This is a genomic window from Bacilli bacterium, assembly GCA_036381315.1.
GTDB lineage: Bacteria > Bacillota > Bacilli > Paenibacillales > KCTC-25726 > DASVDB01.
Genome location: DASVDB010000107.1, coordinates 1 through 14,914, shown reverse-complemented (window position 1 = coordinate 14,914; position 14,914 = coordinate 1). Strand labels below are relative to the sequence as shown.

The 14,914-nt window shown below is 51.5% G+C and carries 13 protein-coding genes; 11 read left to right on the top strand and 2 right to left on the bottom strand.

The window, feature by feature from the left end; genetic code table 11:
- Positions 1-103 precede the first annotated feature (103 nt).
- Genes liaF through VF260_07870 form a run of 3 tightly spaced genes read left to right on the top strand, consistent with a single transcriptional unit; the run spans position 104 to position 2,778 of the window.
- Positions 104-1,090 (top strand): cell wall-active antibiotics response protein LiaF, encoded by a 987-nt coding sequence (gene liaF / locus VF260_07880; GenBank protein ID HEX7057098.1) that lies wholly within the window; start codon positions 104-106, stop codon positions 1,088-1,090.
- Between the two features lie 7 nt (positions 1,091-1,097).
- The gene (locus VF260_07875) at positions 1,098-2,108 is read left to right on the top strand and encodes a sensor histidine kinase (GenBank protein HEX7057097.1); all 1,011 of its coding nucleotides are present in this window, start codon (positions 1,098-1,100) and stop codon (positions 2,106-2,108) included.
- A gap of 16 nt (positions 2,109-2,124) precedes the next feature.
- Positions 2,125-2,778, top strand: a complete 654-nt coding sequence (locus VF260_07870; protein ID HEX7057096.1) for a response regulator transcription factor — start codon at positions 2,125-2,127, stop codon at positions 2,776-2,778.
- A 51-nt stretch (positions 2,779-2,829) separates the two neighbouring features.
- On the opposite strand, the gene VF260_07865 is transcribed toward VF260_07870, so the two are convergent.
- Positions 2,830-4,149 carry an arsenic transporter gene (locus tag VF260_07865; GenBank protein ID HEX7057095.1) on the bottom strand — a complete coding sequence of 440 codons (1,320 nt, stop codon included), beginning with the start codon at positions 4,147-4,149 and terminating at the stop codon, positions 2,830-2,832.
- Positions 4,150-4,758: 609 nt separating this feature from the next.
- Here VF260_07865 and VF260_07860 point away from each other — a divergent pair.
- The 7 genes from VF260_07860 (at position 4,759) to serC (ending at position 12,555) form a co-directional block, all read left to right on the top strand.
- Positions 4,759-6,300 (top strand): trypsin-like peptidase domain-containing protein, encoded by a 1,542-nt coding sequence (locus VF260_07860; GenBank protein ID HEX7057094.1) that lies wholly within the window; start codon positions 4,759-4,761, stop codon positions 6,298-6,300.
- A 147-nt stretch (positions 6,301-6,447) separates the two neighbouring features.
- On the top strand, positions 6,448-7,140 hold the full coding sequence (locus VF260_07855) for a response regulator transcription factor (GenBank protein ID HEX7057093.1): 693 nt from the start codon (positions 6,448-6,450) through the stop codon (positions 7,138-7,140).
- The gene (locus VF260_07850; protein HEX7057092.1) at positions 7,137-8,570 is read left to right on the top strand and encodes a HAMP domain-containing sensor histidine kinase; all 1,434 of its coding nucleotides are present in this window, start codon (positions 7,137-7,139) and stop codon (positions 8,568-8,570) included. Before VF260_07855 ends, VF260_07850 begins: the two co-directional genes overlap by 4 nt.
- Positions 8,571-8,679: 109 nt before the next feature.
- The gene (locus VF260_07845; GenBank protein HEX7057091.1) at positions 8,680-9,621 is read left to right on the top strand and encodes a 4-hydroxy-3-methylbut-2-enyl diphosphate reductase; all 942 of its coding nucleotides are present in this window, start codon (positions 8,680-8,682) and stop codon (positions 9,619-9,621) included.
- Positions 9,618-10,124, top strand: coding sequence for a DUF2062 domain-containing protein (locus VF260_07840; GenBank protein HEX7057090.1), 507 nt, complete (start codon positions 9,618-9,620; stop codon positions 10,122-10,124). Before VF260_07845 ends, VF260_07840 begins: the two co-directional genes overlap by 4 nt.
- A gap of 124 nt (positions 10,125-10,248) precedes the next feature.
- Positions 10,249-11,292 (top strand): 3-deoxy-7-phosphoheptulonate synthase, encoded by a 1,044-nt coding sequence (aroF, locus tag VF260_07835; GenBank protein HEX7057089.1) that lies wholly within the window; start codon positions 10,249-10,251, stop codon positions 11,290-11,292.
- 174 nt (positions 11,293-11,466) lie between these two features.
- On the top strand, positions 11,467-12,555 hold the full coding sequence (gene serC / locus VF260_07830) for a 3-phosphoserine/phosphohydroxythreonine transaminase (GenBank protein HEX7057088.1): 1,089 nt from the start codon (positions 11,467-11,469) through the stop codon (positions 12,553-12,555).
- A gap of 83 nt (positions 12,556-12,638) precedes the next feature.
- Here serC and VF260_07825 read toward each other — a convergent pair whose 3' ends face one another.
- Positions 12,639-13,811 (bottom strand): ROK family transcriptional regulator, encoded by a 1,173-nt coding sequence (locus VF260_07825; protein ID HEX7057087.1) that lies wholly within the window; start codon positions 13,809-13,811, stop codon positions 12,639-12,641.
- Positions 13,812-13,957: 146 nt separating this feature from the next.
- On the opposite strand from VF260_07825, the gene xylA reads away from it, so the two are divergent.
- On the top strand, positions 13,958-14,914 hold a 957-nt coding region (gene xylA, locus VF260_07820; protein HEX7057086.1), incomplete at its 3' end, for a xylose isomerase.

Sequence of the window (14,914 nt, the reverse complement as noted above, 5' to 3'; positions counted from 1 at the left end):
AAGTCCGAGATGAAATACGGCTGCCGGCTGTTTTAACTTACGCTATAATAAATTAGACTGAACATAGAGAACTGGATGCAAAACATAAGTGGAGGAAACGGCAATGTACGGACGAAATGCGAACAGAGCGTTTTGGGGATTGATCCTGATCGGACTAGGTGCCATTTTCATGCTGGAACAGCTTGATTTGATCACGCTGGATATCGGGCAGATTTTTTCGACCTATTGGCCTGTTTTGATCATCGCGTTGGGATTAAAAGGGTTAATGTCGCTGGGCAGATATGGAAATTGGGGCGGCGCCTATGTTTGGAATCTTTTTATCATCGCGGTTGGCACCGTGTTCCTGCTGAAAAATATCGGTGTGCTCGGCGCCATTTCATATCGTGAAATGATGCGTTTCCTGGGTCCCGCCATTCTGGTTGTGGTTGGTCTTGGCTTGCTGCTTCGGCCTTCCCGAAATCCGTATCATGATGAACACAATTACGATCGCAAGCCAAAATATAACTACAAAATTCCTCATCCTGACGAACTGTCCGGGAATAACGCCAACCAGAATTCCGCGATGGAGCAGATGATGGATATGCATGAAGCAATGCGGCAGGAACGCGCCAAGCATCGGGCGGCGCGCCAGGAACTCAGGGAAGAGCGGCAAAGGTTAAGAGAGGAATTGCGCCGGAAGCGTGAGAAGAACTGGCATGGCGCGCATGGCAATGTGGAGAATCGCGCAAGCTTTTTCGGCGACATTCACATCGGCATGGATTATTGGGAACTGAAGCCGCTGAATATTTCCCAATTTATCGGCGACACGATCATTGATTTAACGCGGGCGCAAATACCGTATGGCGAGACAACGATCAATATTTCCTCCTTTATCGGCGATGTAAAGGTATTGATGCCGTATGACTCCGACATCGAAATCAGCGTTACGACCAGTTCGTTCCTTGGTGAAATAAGCGTCCTGGACAGGCACGAAAGCGGATTGATGCGCAGCCTGAATGTGGTTTCCGCCCATTATGCGGACGCCGAGAAAAAGATCAGATTGCGGATCAGCATGTTTATCGGCGATGTGAAGGTTGAGAGAATAGGATGAGACGGTCATGAACAGCGGATTTCGCAATTTGAAATGGGAGCTCATCCTGTATTTTTTGGCGGCGACGATTGCGACCGCCTTTCTCGCGTTTTTGGGTTGGGTCTATATCCCTTACACGCTGACAATGCCGCAGCTTTTGCTCGAAGCGATCGGCGTTGTCGTCCTGATCGGCTTTTCCGTCGGCTATTTTGCCGCCCACCGGCTGCAGCGCCAGCTGGATCCGCTTCATCTCGGCATCAGGCAAGTGGCGAAAGGGAATTTGTCCGGCAGAATCACATTTGTCGGGCGAAATTCGTTTGCCGATATTTATCGCGATTTTAATGAAATGACGGATGTTTTGGAAGAGAAAATCAGGCATTTGCAGCTGGCGAACGAAGAAAAAATGCGCGTTCAAGCAAATGTGCAGGAAGCGGCAGTGTTGGAGGAACGAAAACGGCTGGCGCGCGATTTGCACGATACCGTGAGCCAGCAGCTGTTCGCGATTCATATGGCGGCTTCTTCATTGCCGAAACTGCAGGAGGCAAATCCGGAGCAGAGCAAAGTATTGCTCAACCAGCTAATACAAATGTCCCATTCCGCGCAAAAAGAAATGCGGGCGTTGATTGCCCAACTCCGGCCGCTGGAACTGGAAGGCAAAACGCTGGCGGAGGCTCTCGACAAATGGTTTCCCGATTACTGCCGGCAAAACGGATTGCAGGGCAGCCTGGATATTGCGCTTTCCGGGAGTTTGCCCGAAGTGAAGGAGCAGCAACTGTTTTTGATCATTCAGGAGGGGCTGGCCAATGTCGTCAAGCATGCCCAGGCAAATTTCGTGACGCTGTCTTTGCACGAATATCCGCATCGCTATTTCCTTGTCATCAGCGACGACGGCATAGGATTTGACCGCAACCAGACGAAGCAAGGCTCGTATGGATTGACCACGATGCGGGAACGCGCAATGAAGCTTGGCGGAGATATGGAGCTTTTCAGCAACCCTGGATCGGGAACAACGTTGAAAGTGCATATACCAAAATTTTAAGGGCGGGTACAGTTAAATGGATACGATCAAAATAATGATTGTCGATGATCATGATATGGTTCGTTTGGGTTTGCGTTCATACTTGGCCATTGAGCCGACCATTCGCATCGTGGCGGAAGCGGATAACGGGCGCAATGCGCTAGATGTGCTTGCCGCCCTTACGAAAGACGATTTGCCGGATATCATTTTGCTGGATTTGATGATGCCGGAAATGGACGGAGTGGAAACAACCAAAAGGATCGTGGAGCGTTATCCCGGAATCAGGATCATGATCCTGACCAGCTTTTTGGAAGATGACAAGGTTGTAAAAGCGATTGAGGCGGGCGCGGTCAGCTACGCTCTGAAAACGGTCACGGCGGAAGAGTTGATTTACGCCATCAAGGGCGCCTGCAAAGGCATGCCGGTGATGAATACGGAAGTGTCGCAAGCGCTTGCCCGCGGTTTGCGAAAGCGATCCGGTTCCGGGGACGAGGAGGGGCTTACGTCCCGGGAGAAAGAAGTTTTACTGTTGATTGCCGAAGGCAAATCCAACAAGGAAATTTCCGCCGAGCTGCATATCAGCGTGAAGACCGTTAAAACCCATGTCAGCAATTTGCTGTTGAAGTGCGCGCTGCAAGACCGAACGCAGTTGGCGATTTACGCCCACCGCAAAGGCTGGATCGGGAAATAGGCGCCCCATCGTAAGTTTGGCTATTGCACCGCGGGAAACGGGCAATTCGGCTTAGAAAAAGAACAGCTCAGTCCAGGCATAAAGGCCTAACAGGCTTGCGACAAGGCTGATCGGTATAACGACAATGGTTACTTTCAAATATTCCCCCCAACTGATCGGAACTTGGTAACGGCTTAGCGTATGCATCCAAATTAATGAAGCCAATGTGCCGATCGGCAAGATGAGGGAGCCGATATCCGCTCCTATTACATTGCCAAGATACGCCACTTGCATGGAAGGTATGTCCAATCCCATTTCGGTTATAGACAGCGTTCCGATCATGATGGAAGGAAGATTGTTGCAAATATTGGACAAAACCGTTAACAGCATCCCCATAATCAAAATAGCGTTGAGCGGGCCTTCTCTTGCCAAGGAGCTGAAGTGCTTGATGATCAAATCTGTCATTCCGACGTTCTGCAGGCCGAACACAATAACATACATGCTGAAAGCGAACACCAATATATGCCAGGGACTTTTGTTGATGACATCGATCGCGCCGATTTTTCGTTTATACCATCTGATCAAGATTAGTAGAGTTGCGCCGATTACCGCCGGCCACTCGGTCGGAACCCCGAACGGCGCCAGCGCGAAAAAGCTGATTCGGGTAGCTATTACAATCATGAGGCAAATGCGGAACAGCTTGAAGTCGATAGATGCTTGTCCATCATAACTCTTGTTTGCGTGGGCGATATCTGTGGGAATTTGAACGGGAATGACTTTTTTGAAATAAAAGAAGAGCAGTATAGCCATACAAACAATTCCGAGCATGGCAGGCACGAAGATCATGGATGCGTATGTGTTGAGATCCAGCTTGACGATGTGAAGCGCGATAAGATTGGCTAAATTGCTGACGCCTATCGGTGCGCTGGAACCGGTAGCCACCAATGCGCCCGAGATTAAATACGGGATCTTTTGCCGCGACTCCAATCGGAGCAAATTCAAGGTTTGGATGATAATCGGCGTTGTAATCAAAATACTGCCGTCGTTGTTAAAAAAAAGCGTCATTAAAAAACACAGCAGGTTAATGTACCAAAACAACATAATGCCGGACCCGTTCGCCTTAATCGCCAGGTTAATGGCTGCCCAGCGAAAAAAACCGATGCTCTCCAGGACGATAGACATGGCGATAGTGGAAAGAATCGTGATCGCCGCCCCGCTAACGATCCCGAAAATGTTGCCGATATCGGCGAGCGGAACAATGCCAAGCAAAAATATGACCGATGCCGCGACGGAAGTCGTTATCGCTTCATTGATATTGCGCGGCCTCCAGAGCATCATGAAGACTGTTGCGAAGAATATGGACAGCATGAGTAGCGTTTGCAGACTATTCAAGGGAATTCGTCTCTGTTTGCATGGATTCTTTCGGGAAATAATATTTCGTAATTAATTGCTCATCATAAGCGTCGGGCCTCCTTGTCGATGTAATATAAGCCGAATCATTTTCGGCCCGCAATAACTTAGGCAATGGATTCGTACCGGTGGCGGTTTGCTTTGCGGGAGGCTTTAAAAGCCAAAATAATGCGCACCCGCCGCCAAGCAAAAAAAGGATTGCGATCATATGCGTACCTCCGCTTTATCGTAAATTTTCTTATCCCCACTGGGATGGATAGCCATGCCAATCTTTCTGCTCATTCGCCCGTTCAGGCTCCTGCCCGGCCGCATCCCGGCTATTTGCCTGAATTTCCGGCACATTGTTCACCTCCAACATGGTGTTACTTATTGTATATGAATCTTCGATAGCGAAAGCATAAGCGCCGGTACCTCATCATCCGTACATTTTCGTAAAATACGATTGCGGCGGCCTATTGATCGTCCAAAATCTCCTTCATGTTTTACCTGTTGTTCACTTTTCTTTAATGTAGGATTAAGGTTGCGGTGGCAAGATGTCAGTAGAGAACAAATTGAAACATGAACTTTAATACCGCTTGGGAGGGAAACAACATGGAAGAAGACAAATTTCGCGGTTTCAGCGATTTTTTCAATGAGAACGACAAAAATAAGGATGAGCGCGCCGACAATAGCGAAAATGAACAAACCGAACAAACGGCGGATGCGGCCGCCCACTTTGCCTATGGTCCGTTTCAGTCATCGCAAATGAAAGAGTCGGGGAACGAACAAAATAACGATGCGTATGCGCAAAACAGCGGCAGCAAGCCGACAAACCTGTTGCCTGTCTACTCGGTTGGGGTAAGCGACAAACCGCGCAACTGGGACTACCCCAAACCGCGCCGGAAAAACCGGTTCACAAGCGGCTTCAGCGCATTTTTGGCGGGCGTTTTGGTCATGGGCGGATTGATGTTCGCGTCCGACAAATTAAACTTGTTTGGCGGGGACGGGCACTCGCTGGCGGATTCCCCGGCGCACGCGGTTCAACAGGCGAACGCGGACGACTCGAATCACGCCGGGGTGAAAAACGCCGCGCTGGAAATAACGCGCCCGGGCAACATCGCGGAAATCGCGAAAAAAGCGAGCCCCGCCGTCGTCAAGATTGAAACATACGTGAAGCCGAAACGGCAGCGCGGCGGCAACTCCTTTTTCAATGATCCGTTTTTCGACCAGTTTTTCGGCGACAACTTTTTTGGTCCGTTCGACAACGGCGGCGGGGATAACGGCGGCCAATCCGACCAATTGCAGCCGGCAGGCATGGGCTCGGGTTTTATCTTTGAGCAATCCGGCTATATTTTGACGAATGAACACGTGATCGACGGCGCTGACGAAATCAAGGTTACCGTTGAAGGCTATGATAATCCGTTTACGGCCAAACTGTTGGGAACGAGCTATGATCTGGACCTGGCCGTGTTGAAAATATCGGGCGGCAATGATTTTGCCACATTGAGCCTTGGCGACGACAAAGCGTTGAATGTTGGCGATTGGGTCATTGCGATCGGCAATCCGTACGGATTTGACCATACCGTTACTGTCGGCGTGTTGAGCGCGAAGGAACGCCCGATCACCATTCCGGACAACAATGGCACAAGAGAATACAAACATTTGCTGCAGACGGACGCTTCCATTAACCCCGGCAACTCGGGCGGTCCGCTGCTTGATCTGAGCGGAAATGTGATCGGCATCAACACCGCCGTGAGCGCGCAAGCGCAGGGCATCGGCTTTGCGATTCCGACAAGCACCATTACGGATGTGTTGAACAAGTTGAAAAATAACGAAAACGTCAATGTCCCGAAACCATATATCGGCGTAAGCATCAGCGATATTGAAAGCGATTGGGTCGACAGCCTGAAGCTGAAAAACAGCGACGGTTCCTTTATCCGGGGAATCGTGTCAGGCTCGCCGGCAGATAAAGCGGGTCTCAAACCTTACGACGTTATCACCGAAGTGGACGGCGAAAAAATCAAAAATTCCGATGAACTGGTGAAAAAAATCGGCGCGCATAAAGTTGGCGACAGAATCACGTTAACGATTGTGCGCAACGGCAAGGAAATGGTAATCGGAATTGAAATCGGCGATGAAAACGCCCGAAATTAACTGAAAGCCGGAAAGGAAAGCGGGGCCATGTTCGGTATTGAAAGCCGGCGCGTCGCAGCGTTGCCGAAGCGTTCTTATTCAATATCGCGCAGCCTTTCGCTTTCTTTTCCTTTATTTTTGTTATATTGTGATGGGGGGTGGGCAAATATGCCGGAAAAAATTCTGGTTATCGACGACGATGAAAAGATCATCTCGCTCTTAAGGCGCAGCCTGGCCTTCGCCGGTTATTCCGTCGTGACGGCGGCAAACGGGGCGGAAGGCTTGCGGCAGCTCATGACAGACGATCCGGATCTGGTCATCCTCGATATCATGATGCCGGGCGTTGACGGATGGGAAGTATGCCGCCGCATTCGCGAAGCGGGAAGCTCTGTGCCGATATTGATGTTGACGGCAAAAGACGCGATCGAGGACCGGGTGAAGGGGCTGGACATGGGCGCGGATGATTATCTCGTCAAGCCGTTTGCGTTGGACGAACTGCTTGCCAGAACAAGAGCGCTGCTGCGGCGCAAAGCCGGCGGTGCCGCAAATCCCGCAAAAAAGCTCGCTTTCGCCGATCTGAAGCTGGATCTCGACACCCGCGAAGTGTATCGCGGCGACAGGCTGATCGAACTGACCGCCAAAGAATTTGAATTGTTGCATTTATTCCTGCAAAATCCCCGCAGGGTGTTGTCCCGCGATGTTATTATGGACAAAATCTGGGGTTATGACTACAGCGGCGAATCGAATGTGCTGGAAGTGTATATTGCCTTGTTGCGGCAAAAAACCGAGGAGCGCGGCGAGCCGCGCCTCATCCAGACGGTGCGGGGCGCCGGCTACGTGCTGCGGGAGGAGTCCCGATGACCATCCGTTTGCGCCTGACGCTGTGGTATTCGACTATTTTGGCGATCACGCTGCTTTTGTTCGGCGTGGCTCTCTATTTGTTTTTATCGGTGCAACTGAATGCGGACGCCAAAGAGACGTTGCGCACATATGCGATGGAAGTCAAGGGAAATATCCGCAAAGTGGAATTTCCCCAACTCGGCTTGGTGAAAGTGGAACTGCCGCCGCTTACCGACTTCAAATATTCGGATATTTATATCCAGGCTTATTTGAGCAACGGCAGCGTAACCCGCTCGAGCAATCTGGGCACCGATCTGCCAATTTCGGCGCGTGCGCAGGACCGCATTTTGCGGCAAATCGATACGTTTGAAAACGCGAGCATCGGCCAATATGATTTGCTCATTTACAACACGCCGCTGCTATTAAACAACAACCGGGTGATCGGGGTATTGCAGGTCGCAACCGTTACCAACCGGATTGGCTCGCTGCTTTCCACGTTGCAGTGGACGCTAATCTTTCTGGCGGTTGTTACGATTTTATTGGCGGCGACCGTCGGCTGGTTTTTGGCAAAAAAGAGCTTGCAGCCGATTGATTTGGTCATCGCCTCAACCAATCAGATTGAAAAAGGCGCGGATTTGGGCAAACGGATCGCGTATTCCGGACCGCGCGACGAAATCGGCCGCCTGACCGAAACGATCAACGGCATGCTGGACCGCATCCAATCGATGTATCAGGAGTTGGAAGAGGCATACCGTTCACAGCGCAGGTTCGTGTCCGACGCCTCGCATGAATTGCGCACGCCGCTGACGACGATTCGCGGAAATGTCGAACTGCTGCAGAAAATGTTGCAGGAAGGCGCCGCCGCGGATTTGTCGCGGGAAGCCATCTCCGACATATCCGCCGAGGCCGCGCGGATGAGCAGGCTGGTCAATGATTTGTTGTCGCTCGCGCGGGCGGACGCGGGCTACAAGATGGAGAAGGAATGGGTGGAAATTCTGCCGATTGTGGAAAACGCAAGCCGCCGGGCCCAGCATTTGCCGCGCAGCGCCGATTGGCGGGTTGGTTCCCTGGAGGCGTTAAACGATGCGCATGTTTTTGCCAATCGGGACTATTTGGAGCAACTTTTATTTATCTTTATTGAAAATGCCTTTAAATATACCGAGGAGGGCAGCGTCACGCTCGATGCGCTCAGGGAGGCGGAACAGATCGGCATCCGCATCAGCGATACCGGAATCGGAATGGACAAAGAGGAACTGCCGCATATTTTCGAGCGGTTTTATCGCGCGGACGTGTCGAGGGGCGAAAAATCCGGCACCGGCTTGGGGCTGTCCATCGCCAAATGGATCGTGGACGAGCACCACGGCTCGATCGAGGTAAAAACGCGCAAAAACGCCGGCACAACCTTTATTATCTGGCTCCCGGCAAAATTTTCAACCGATAATGAAGCGTAAAATCTTGCGTTGTTCCGACCGGCTGCGCGCCGAAAGCGTGAGTCGGTTTTTTCTTTTTGTGGTATAATGGGGAAGGCTCGAAAACCGTTTCGTTTGGAGTGAAAGAACCGTGCAGGTGCTGAAAATTTCGCCGCGCGGATATTGCTACGGCGTTGTCGATGCGATCAAACTGGCGCTCTTAACAGCCAAAAATATCCACACGCCGCGCCCGATCTATATCCTCGGCATGATTGTGCACAACAGGAATGTCACCAAGGCGTTCGAAAAGGAAGGCATCGTGACGCTTGACGGCCCCAATCGCCTCGACATTTTGGAACAGGTTGACAAAGGCACCGTCTTGTTTACGGCCCACGGTGTTTCTCCGGAAGTGCGCCGCCGCGCCAGGGAAAAAGGATTGACCGTCATTGACGCGACTTGCCCGGACGTAACGAAAACGCACGATCTAATCCGCGAAAAAACGGCTCAAGGCTATGAAGTCATTTATATCGGCAAAAAAGGGCATCCTGAACCGGAGGGAGCGGTCGGCGTCTGCCCGGAACATGTCACCTTGATCGAAAAGGAAGCGGAAGTCGCTTCCCTGAACGTGCAGTCGGATAAAATCGTGATCACAAACCAAACGACGATGAGCCAGTGGGACATCCGGCATATTATGAATAAATGCCTTGAAAAGTACCCGCATGCGGAAGTCCATAACGAAATATGCATGGCGACGCAGAAGCGCCAGGAAGCGGTGGCGAGGCGCGGCAAAAACGCCGACCTGGTCATCGTGGTGGGCGATCCGCGCAGCAACAATTCCAACCGGTTGGCGCAGGTTGCGGAAGAAATAGCCGGAGTTAAGGCGTACCGGGTGGCCGACGTCACGGAAATCCGGCAAAGCTGGCTGATGGGCAAGCGCAATGTCGCCGTCACTTCGGGGGCGTCCACGCCTACGCCGATCACCAAAGAAGTTATTCAATACCTCGAACAGTTTGATGAAAATGATCCGTCCACCTGGGAAATCGTCCGCACGGTGGATATGGATCGCTTGTTGTTTCAAGCGCGCGAGAAATGAAAGGCCGGTACCAATTGCTGAAACGAATAAAAAAATGGTTCAAATATAAATACTTGCTGCTGCTTCGGGCGAAAGGCGGCCCCTCCAAAGTGGCGAAAGGCTTCTCCATTGGCTTGTTTATTGAAATGTTCACGCTGCCGACGATCGGCATCGCTTTTTTTCTCATATTTCCGCTTGTTTATTTTTTTCGCGCCAGCTTTGCCGGAGCGTTAATCGGCTTTGTGTTCGGGAAAGTCATCTATACCGCGGTCTTTTTATTGAACAAACGGGTTGGCGGCCTGGTCGTAAGCCGCGCCGTGGAAATGCGCCTGCATGAAATGCTCCCGGATTGGCTGGGAAAAGTGTTTGTATTCAATCTGAAGCTGATCGTGGGAGGCATCATCGATGGCGCCATTATGGGCATCATAGTGTATTTTCCCGTAAGACTGTTATTGGAAGTTTACGCGAGAAGGCGAACGGAAAAGCGCAAATTGCGGAAAAAAGCGAGATTGCAGGAAAAATAACCGCTTGACTATGCCCGGTATTTCATGTATAGTTGCTTTAACGATTAAAAGCGTTTAAGCGTATAAGCGTTTAAGCGCGAAAGAAAAATAGCCATGAGCGTAGCTCACAGGAGAGTTGAGAATTATGATCGCTATCTTATCGCATTCCGCGACGGAAGAACGGCTTATGGGAATTGTCCGCTTCATTGAAAAGCACGGCATGCAGGCGCACATTTCCCGCGGCACGGACCGGACGGTTGTCGGCATTGTCGGCAAAGCCGATCCGACTTTGGCGGAACAGTTGCGGCAGTTGTCCGGCGTGGAGGAAGTCATCAAAATATCCAAGTCGTATAAATTGGCCAGCCGCGAATTTCATCCCGATAATACGATTATCGATATAAAAGGCGTCAAGTTTGGCGGCGAGGAAATCGTCGTCATGGGCGGGCCATGCGCGGTGGAGTCGCCCAAACAGATTGACGAAATCGCCCGCCTTGTCAAAGCGGCGGGCGGCCAAGTGTTGCGCGGCGGCGCGTTCAAGCCGCGCACAGGCCCGTACAGTTTTCAGGGGATCGGCGTTGAAGGCCTGGAAATGATGGCCGAAGCCGCCGCCAAGCACGGCCTTTTGACCGTTACCGAAGTCATGACGCCGGAATATGTGGATATTTGCGCGAAATACGCCGATATTTTGCAGGTCGGCACCCGCAATATGCAAAACTTTGATCTGCTGCGCAAATTGGGTACGGTGCGCAAGGCCGTCCTGTTGAAGCGCGGATTCAGCGCCACTTACGACGAGTTCCTGAATGCCGCCGAATACATTTTGGCCGGCGGCAATCCGAATGTTTTGCTGTGCGAACGGGGTATCCGCACTTTCGAAACCTATACGCGCAACACGCTGGATTTGAATGCGGTGCCGGTTCTGCACCAGTTAAGCCATCTGCCGGTTATTGTCGACCCGAGCCATGCGACCGGACGCCGCGAATTGGTGGAAACGATGGCAAAGGCGTCTATCGCGGCCGGAGCCGACGGGTTGATTATCGAAATGCATACCGACCCGGATAATTCCATGACAGGCGACGGAGTCCAGTCGTTGTTCCCGGATCAATTCGCCCGCTTGCTGAAGGATCTGGAGAAACTTGCTCCCGTTCTCGGCCGCAGTTTCACAACCCGAAAAGAGCCGTTTCCGGTTTGAAGCCTGGCCCGCCGGCCGTTGGCCGGCAAAAGGCGCCCCAGGTTTTTCGCTTGCGACCTTGGGGCGTTCTTTATTTCTCCGGCAGTATTCGGATTCATACCGCAATAAAGTCCTTGAACGTCCAAAAGAATATTGCTATCATAGCCGTATCAAACAAAAGAAGGAGAAGAACGGATGGGCAACAGGGCATACAATTTCAACGCCGGACCCGCTGCGCTTCCGCTTGCGGTGCTTGAGCAGGCGCAAAGCGAATTTGTCGATTATAACGGCATCGGCATGTCGGTGATGGAAATTTCACACCGCAGCAAAGAATATGACGCGATCAACACGGAGACGCAAAACTTGTTCAAAGAACTGCTTTCCATCCCGGATGGATACAAAGTGCTGTTTCTGCAAGGCGGAGCAAGCACGCAGTTTGCCATGGTCCCCCTGAATTTCCTGCCTAAGGGAAAAAAAGCCGGATACGTCATGACCGGGAGCTGGTCGGAAAAAGCGTTGAAGGAAGCCAAGCTAATCGGCGAAACGGAAATCGTCGCCACCAGCGAAGCGGACCATTTCACGCGCGTTCCCAATGTAAACAGCCTGCAACTCGCGTCGGATCTGGCTTATGTGCATATCACTTCAAATGAAACGATCGGCGGCATCCAATACAAGGAGTACCCGAATACGAAAGATATCCCGCTGGTAGCCGATATGTCGAGCGATATTTTGAGCAGGCCGGTGAATGTCGGCAATTTTGCGCTTATTTACGCGGGCGCGCAAAAAAATCTGGGACCATCCGGCGTAACTTTGGTCATTATTCGCGAAGATTGGGTGGAAAAAGCGAACAAGGAACTTCCGACGATGCTGAAATACGCGACCCATGTCAAAAGCGACTCGCTTTACAATACGCCGCCTGCCTATTCGGTATATGTGATGAACCTCGTATTGAAATGGGTGAAAGGGCAGGGCGGCTTGAGCGCCATAGCCAGGCGCAACGAGGAAAAAGCAAAATTGCTTTACGACGCGATCGACAGAAGCGGCGGATTCTATAAAGGCGTTGCCGCGAACGACAGCCGTTCGTTGATGAATATTACGTTTAGGTTGGCGAACGAGGAATTGGAGAAGGCGTTTGTCAAAGAATCAGGCGAACATGGCTTTGTCGGCTTAAAAGGGCATCGCAGCGTCGGCGGATTGCGCGCTTCCGCGTATAATGCCGTTCCGGTCGAAGCTTGCAAAGCGTTGGCCGAGTTTATGGCCGATTTCCAAAAACGCCACGGATAAATAAAATTCAAGCGCAAACGTGCACGATCATCTTTTTGAAAAGCCGTTTTCCGAAAATGATCGTGTACTTTTGCGCTCTTTTTTTAGTCCAATTTTGCCTTCATTTCCGCAAAAAAATGCGCGATGGCGAAGTGGGCGCCGCCCAATGCCGTAGAACGCATGGCCAACCCGGAAAACAATATTTCCGTCGCGTTTTTGTGAAAAGGCAAACACCGCTCGGAAAACGCCGCCGCCATCGGTTCTTCGATCCATTCGCGGGCGAGCGTGATGCGGTTGCCGACAATGATTTTTTCCGGATTGAACGCGTTCGCCAAATTGGCCAGCCCGATGCCGAGATTGCGGCCGGCATACGCGATTGCCGCGATAATTTCCTGATCATGCATGGCGGCCCGCTCAATGAGGTGGTGTAAATTTCCGGATACGCCCTTTTTTTCAGCCATTCGCAAAATCGTATTCTCCGAAGCGTACAATTCCCAGCAGCCGCGGCTGCCGCAACTGCATTGTTCCCCATCGGCGATAATCGCCATGTGTCCGGCTTCTCCGGCAAAACCGCCGGCGCCCCGATACAATTCATGCTGAATGACAACGCCGACGCCGATGCCGATCCCGACGCTTACATACAGCATGTTTGCCGAATTTTTTCCCGCGCCGAACTGCTTTTCGCCCCAAGCGCCGGCATTCGCTTCATTGTCGATGATGACCGGGAACAAAAAGCGCTCGGCAAGCATTTTTCGTAAGGGAACGTTTTTCCAACCGAGGTTTGGCGCGGACAGGATCGTACCCTCGACATCGACAACGCCCGGCACGCCGACGCCGATTCCCACGATGCCATAAGGGGATTCCGGCGCGATTTCCGCCAGTTCGCGGATCGTGTCCGTCAAAAGATTGGCTGCCTGCTCGACCGAATGGTCGCTTAATTCCTTGCGTGTTTCCTTGATCACGTTGCCGTTTAAATCGGTCAACAGCGCCAATACGTAATTTACGCCAAGATCGATGCCGATCGCAAAACCGGCTGTTTGCCTGAACATGAGCATCACGGGTTTTCTGCCGCCGCTCGATGCCCCCAACCCGGTTTCATAAACAAGCTGCGCGGACATTAATTCGTTGACGAGCGACGAAACGGTTGCCTTATTCAGGCCCGTTTTGCCGGAAATGTCGGCGCGGGATATCGGATTGTGCGCCATGATCGTTTGCAGCACGATATATTTGTTGATTTTCTTCATCAGAAACGTATCGCCTGTTGTTTTCCTGTTCACTTTGCTCCCTCTGTTTTCGCATGATGAACCTATCATAACATTGCGTCATTCAGATTGTAATACAAACTTTGTTTATCGTCTATACAAACTATTTTCCGCATGATAAAATACAATTGAAATGAATACGATTTAATGGAGGGATTCGCATGGGTTATTTTTCAAACGTCAGCAAAGTATCCTTCAAACACTACAATCCACAGGAAATCGTGCTCGGCAAAACGATGGAAGAACAGCTTCGCTTCTCGGTTGCATATTGGCATACATTTACCGGGACCGGCGCCGACCCGTTTGGCGTGGGGACGATGATTCGTCCGTGGGACCACTTAAGCGGCATGGATTTGGCAAAGGCGAGAGTGGAAGCGGCGTTCGAGCTGTTTGAAAAGCTCGGCGTCAAATTTTTCTGTTTCCATGATCGCGATATTGCGCCGGAAGGCGATACGCTTCAGGAAACCAACAAAAATCTGGATGTCATCGTCGCCATGATCAAGGAGCGGATGAAGGCAAGCGGCGTCAAACTGCTCTGGAACACCGCCAATATGTTTACGAATCCGCGTTTTGTGCACGGTGCGGCAACGTCCTGCAACGCCGATGTGTTTGCTTATGCCGCGGCGCAGGTGAAAAAAGCGTTGGAGACGGCGGTGGAACTCGGCGCGGAAAACTATGTTTTCTGGGGAGGCCGGGAAGGCTATGAAACGTTGCTGAACACCGATATGGGGCTGGAATTGGACAATCTGGCGCGGTTTTTGCATATGGCGGTCGATTATGCGAAAGAAATCGGCTTTAAGGGGCAATTCCTGATCGAACCTAAGCCCAAGGAACCGACCAAGCATCAATACGATTTTGACGCCGCGACCACCATCGCCTTCTTGCAAAAATACGGATTGGATGCGCATTTCAAATTGAATCTGGAAGCAAACCATGCGACATTGGCGGGGCATACATTCGAGCACGAGCTGCGCGTGGCGCGGCTAAACGGCATGCTGGGCTCGATCGACGCCAATCAGGGCGATCCGCTGCTCGGCTGGGATACCGACGAGTTTCCGACAGATTTGTACGCGGTGACGCTCGCCATGTATGAAATCCTGAAAAACGGCGGTTTGGGC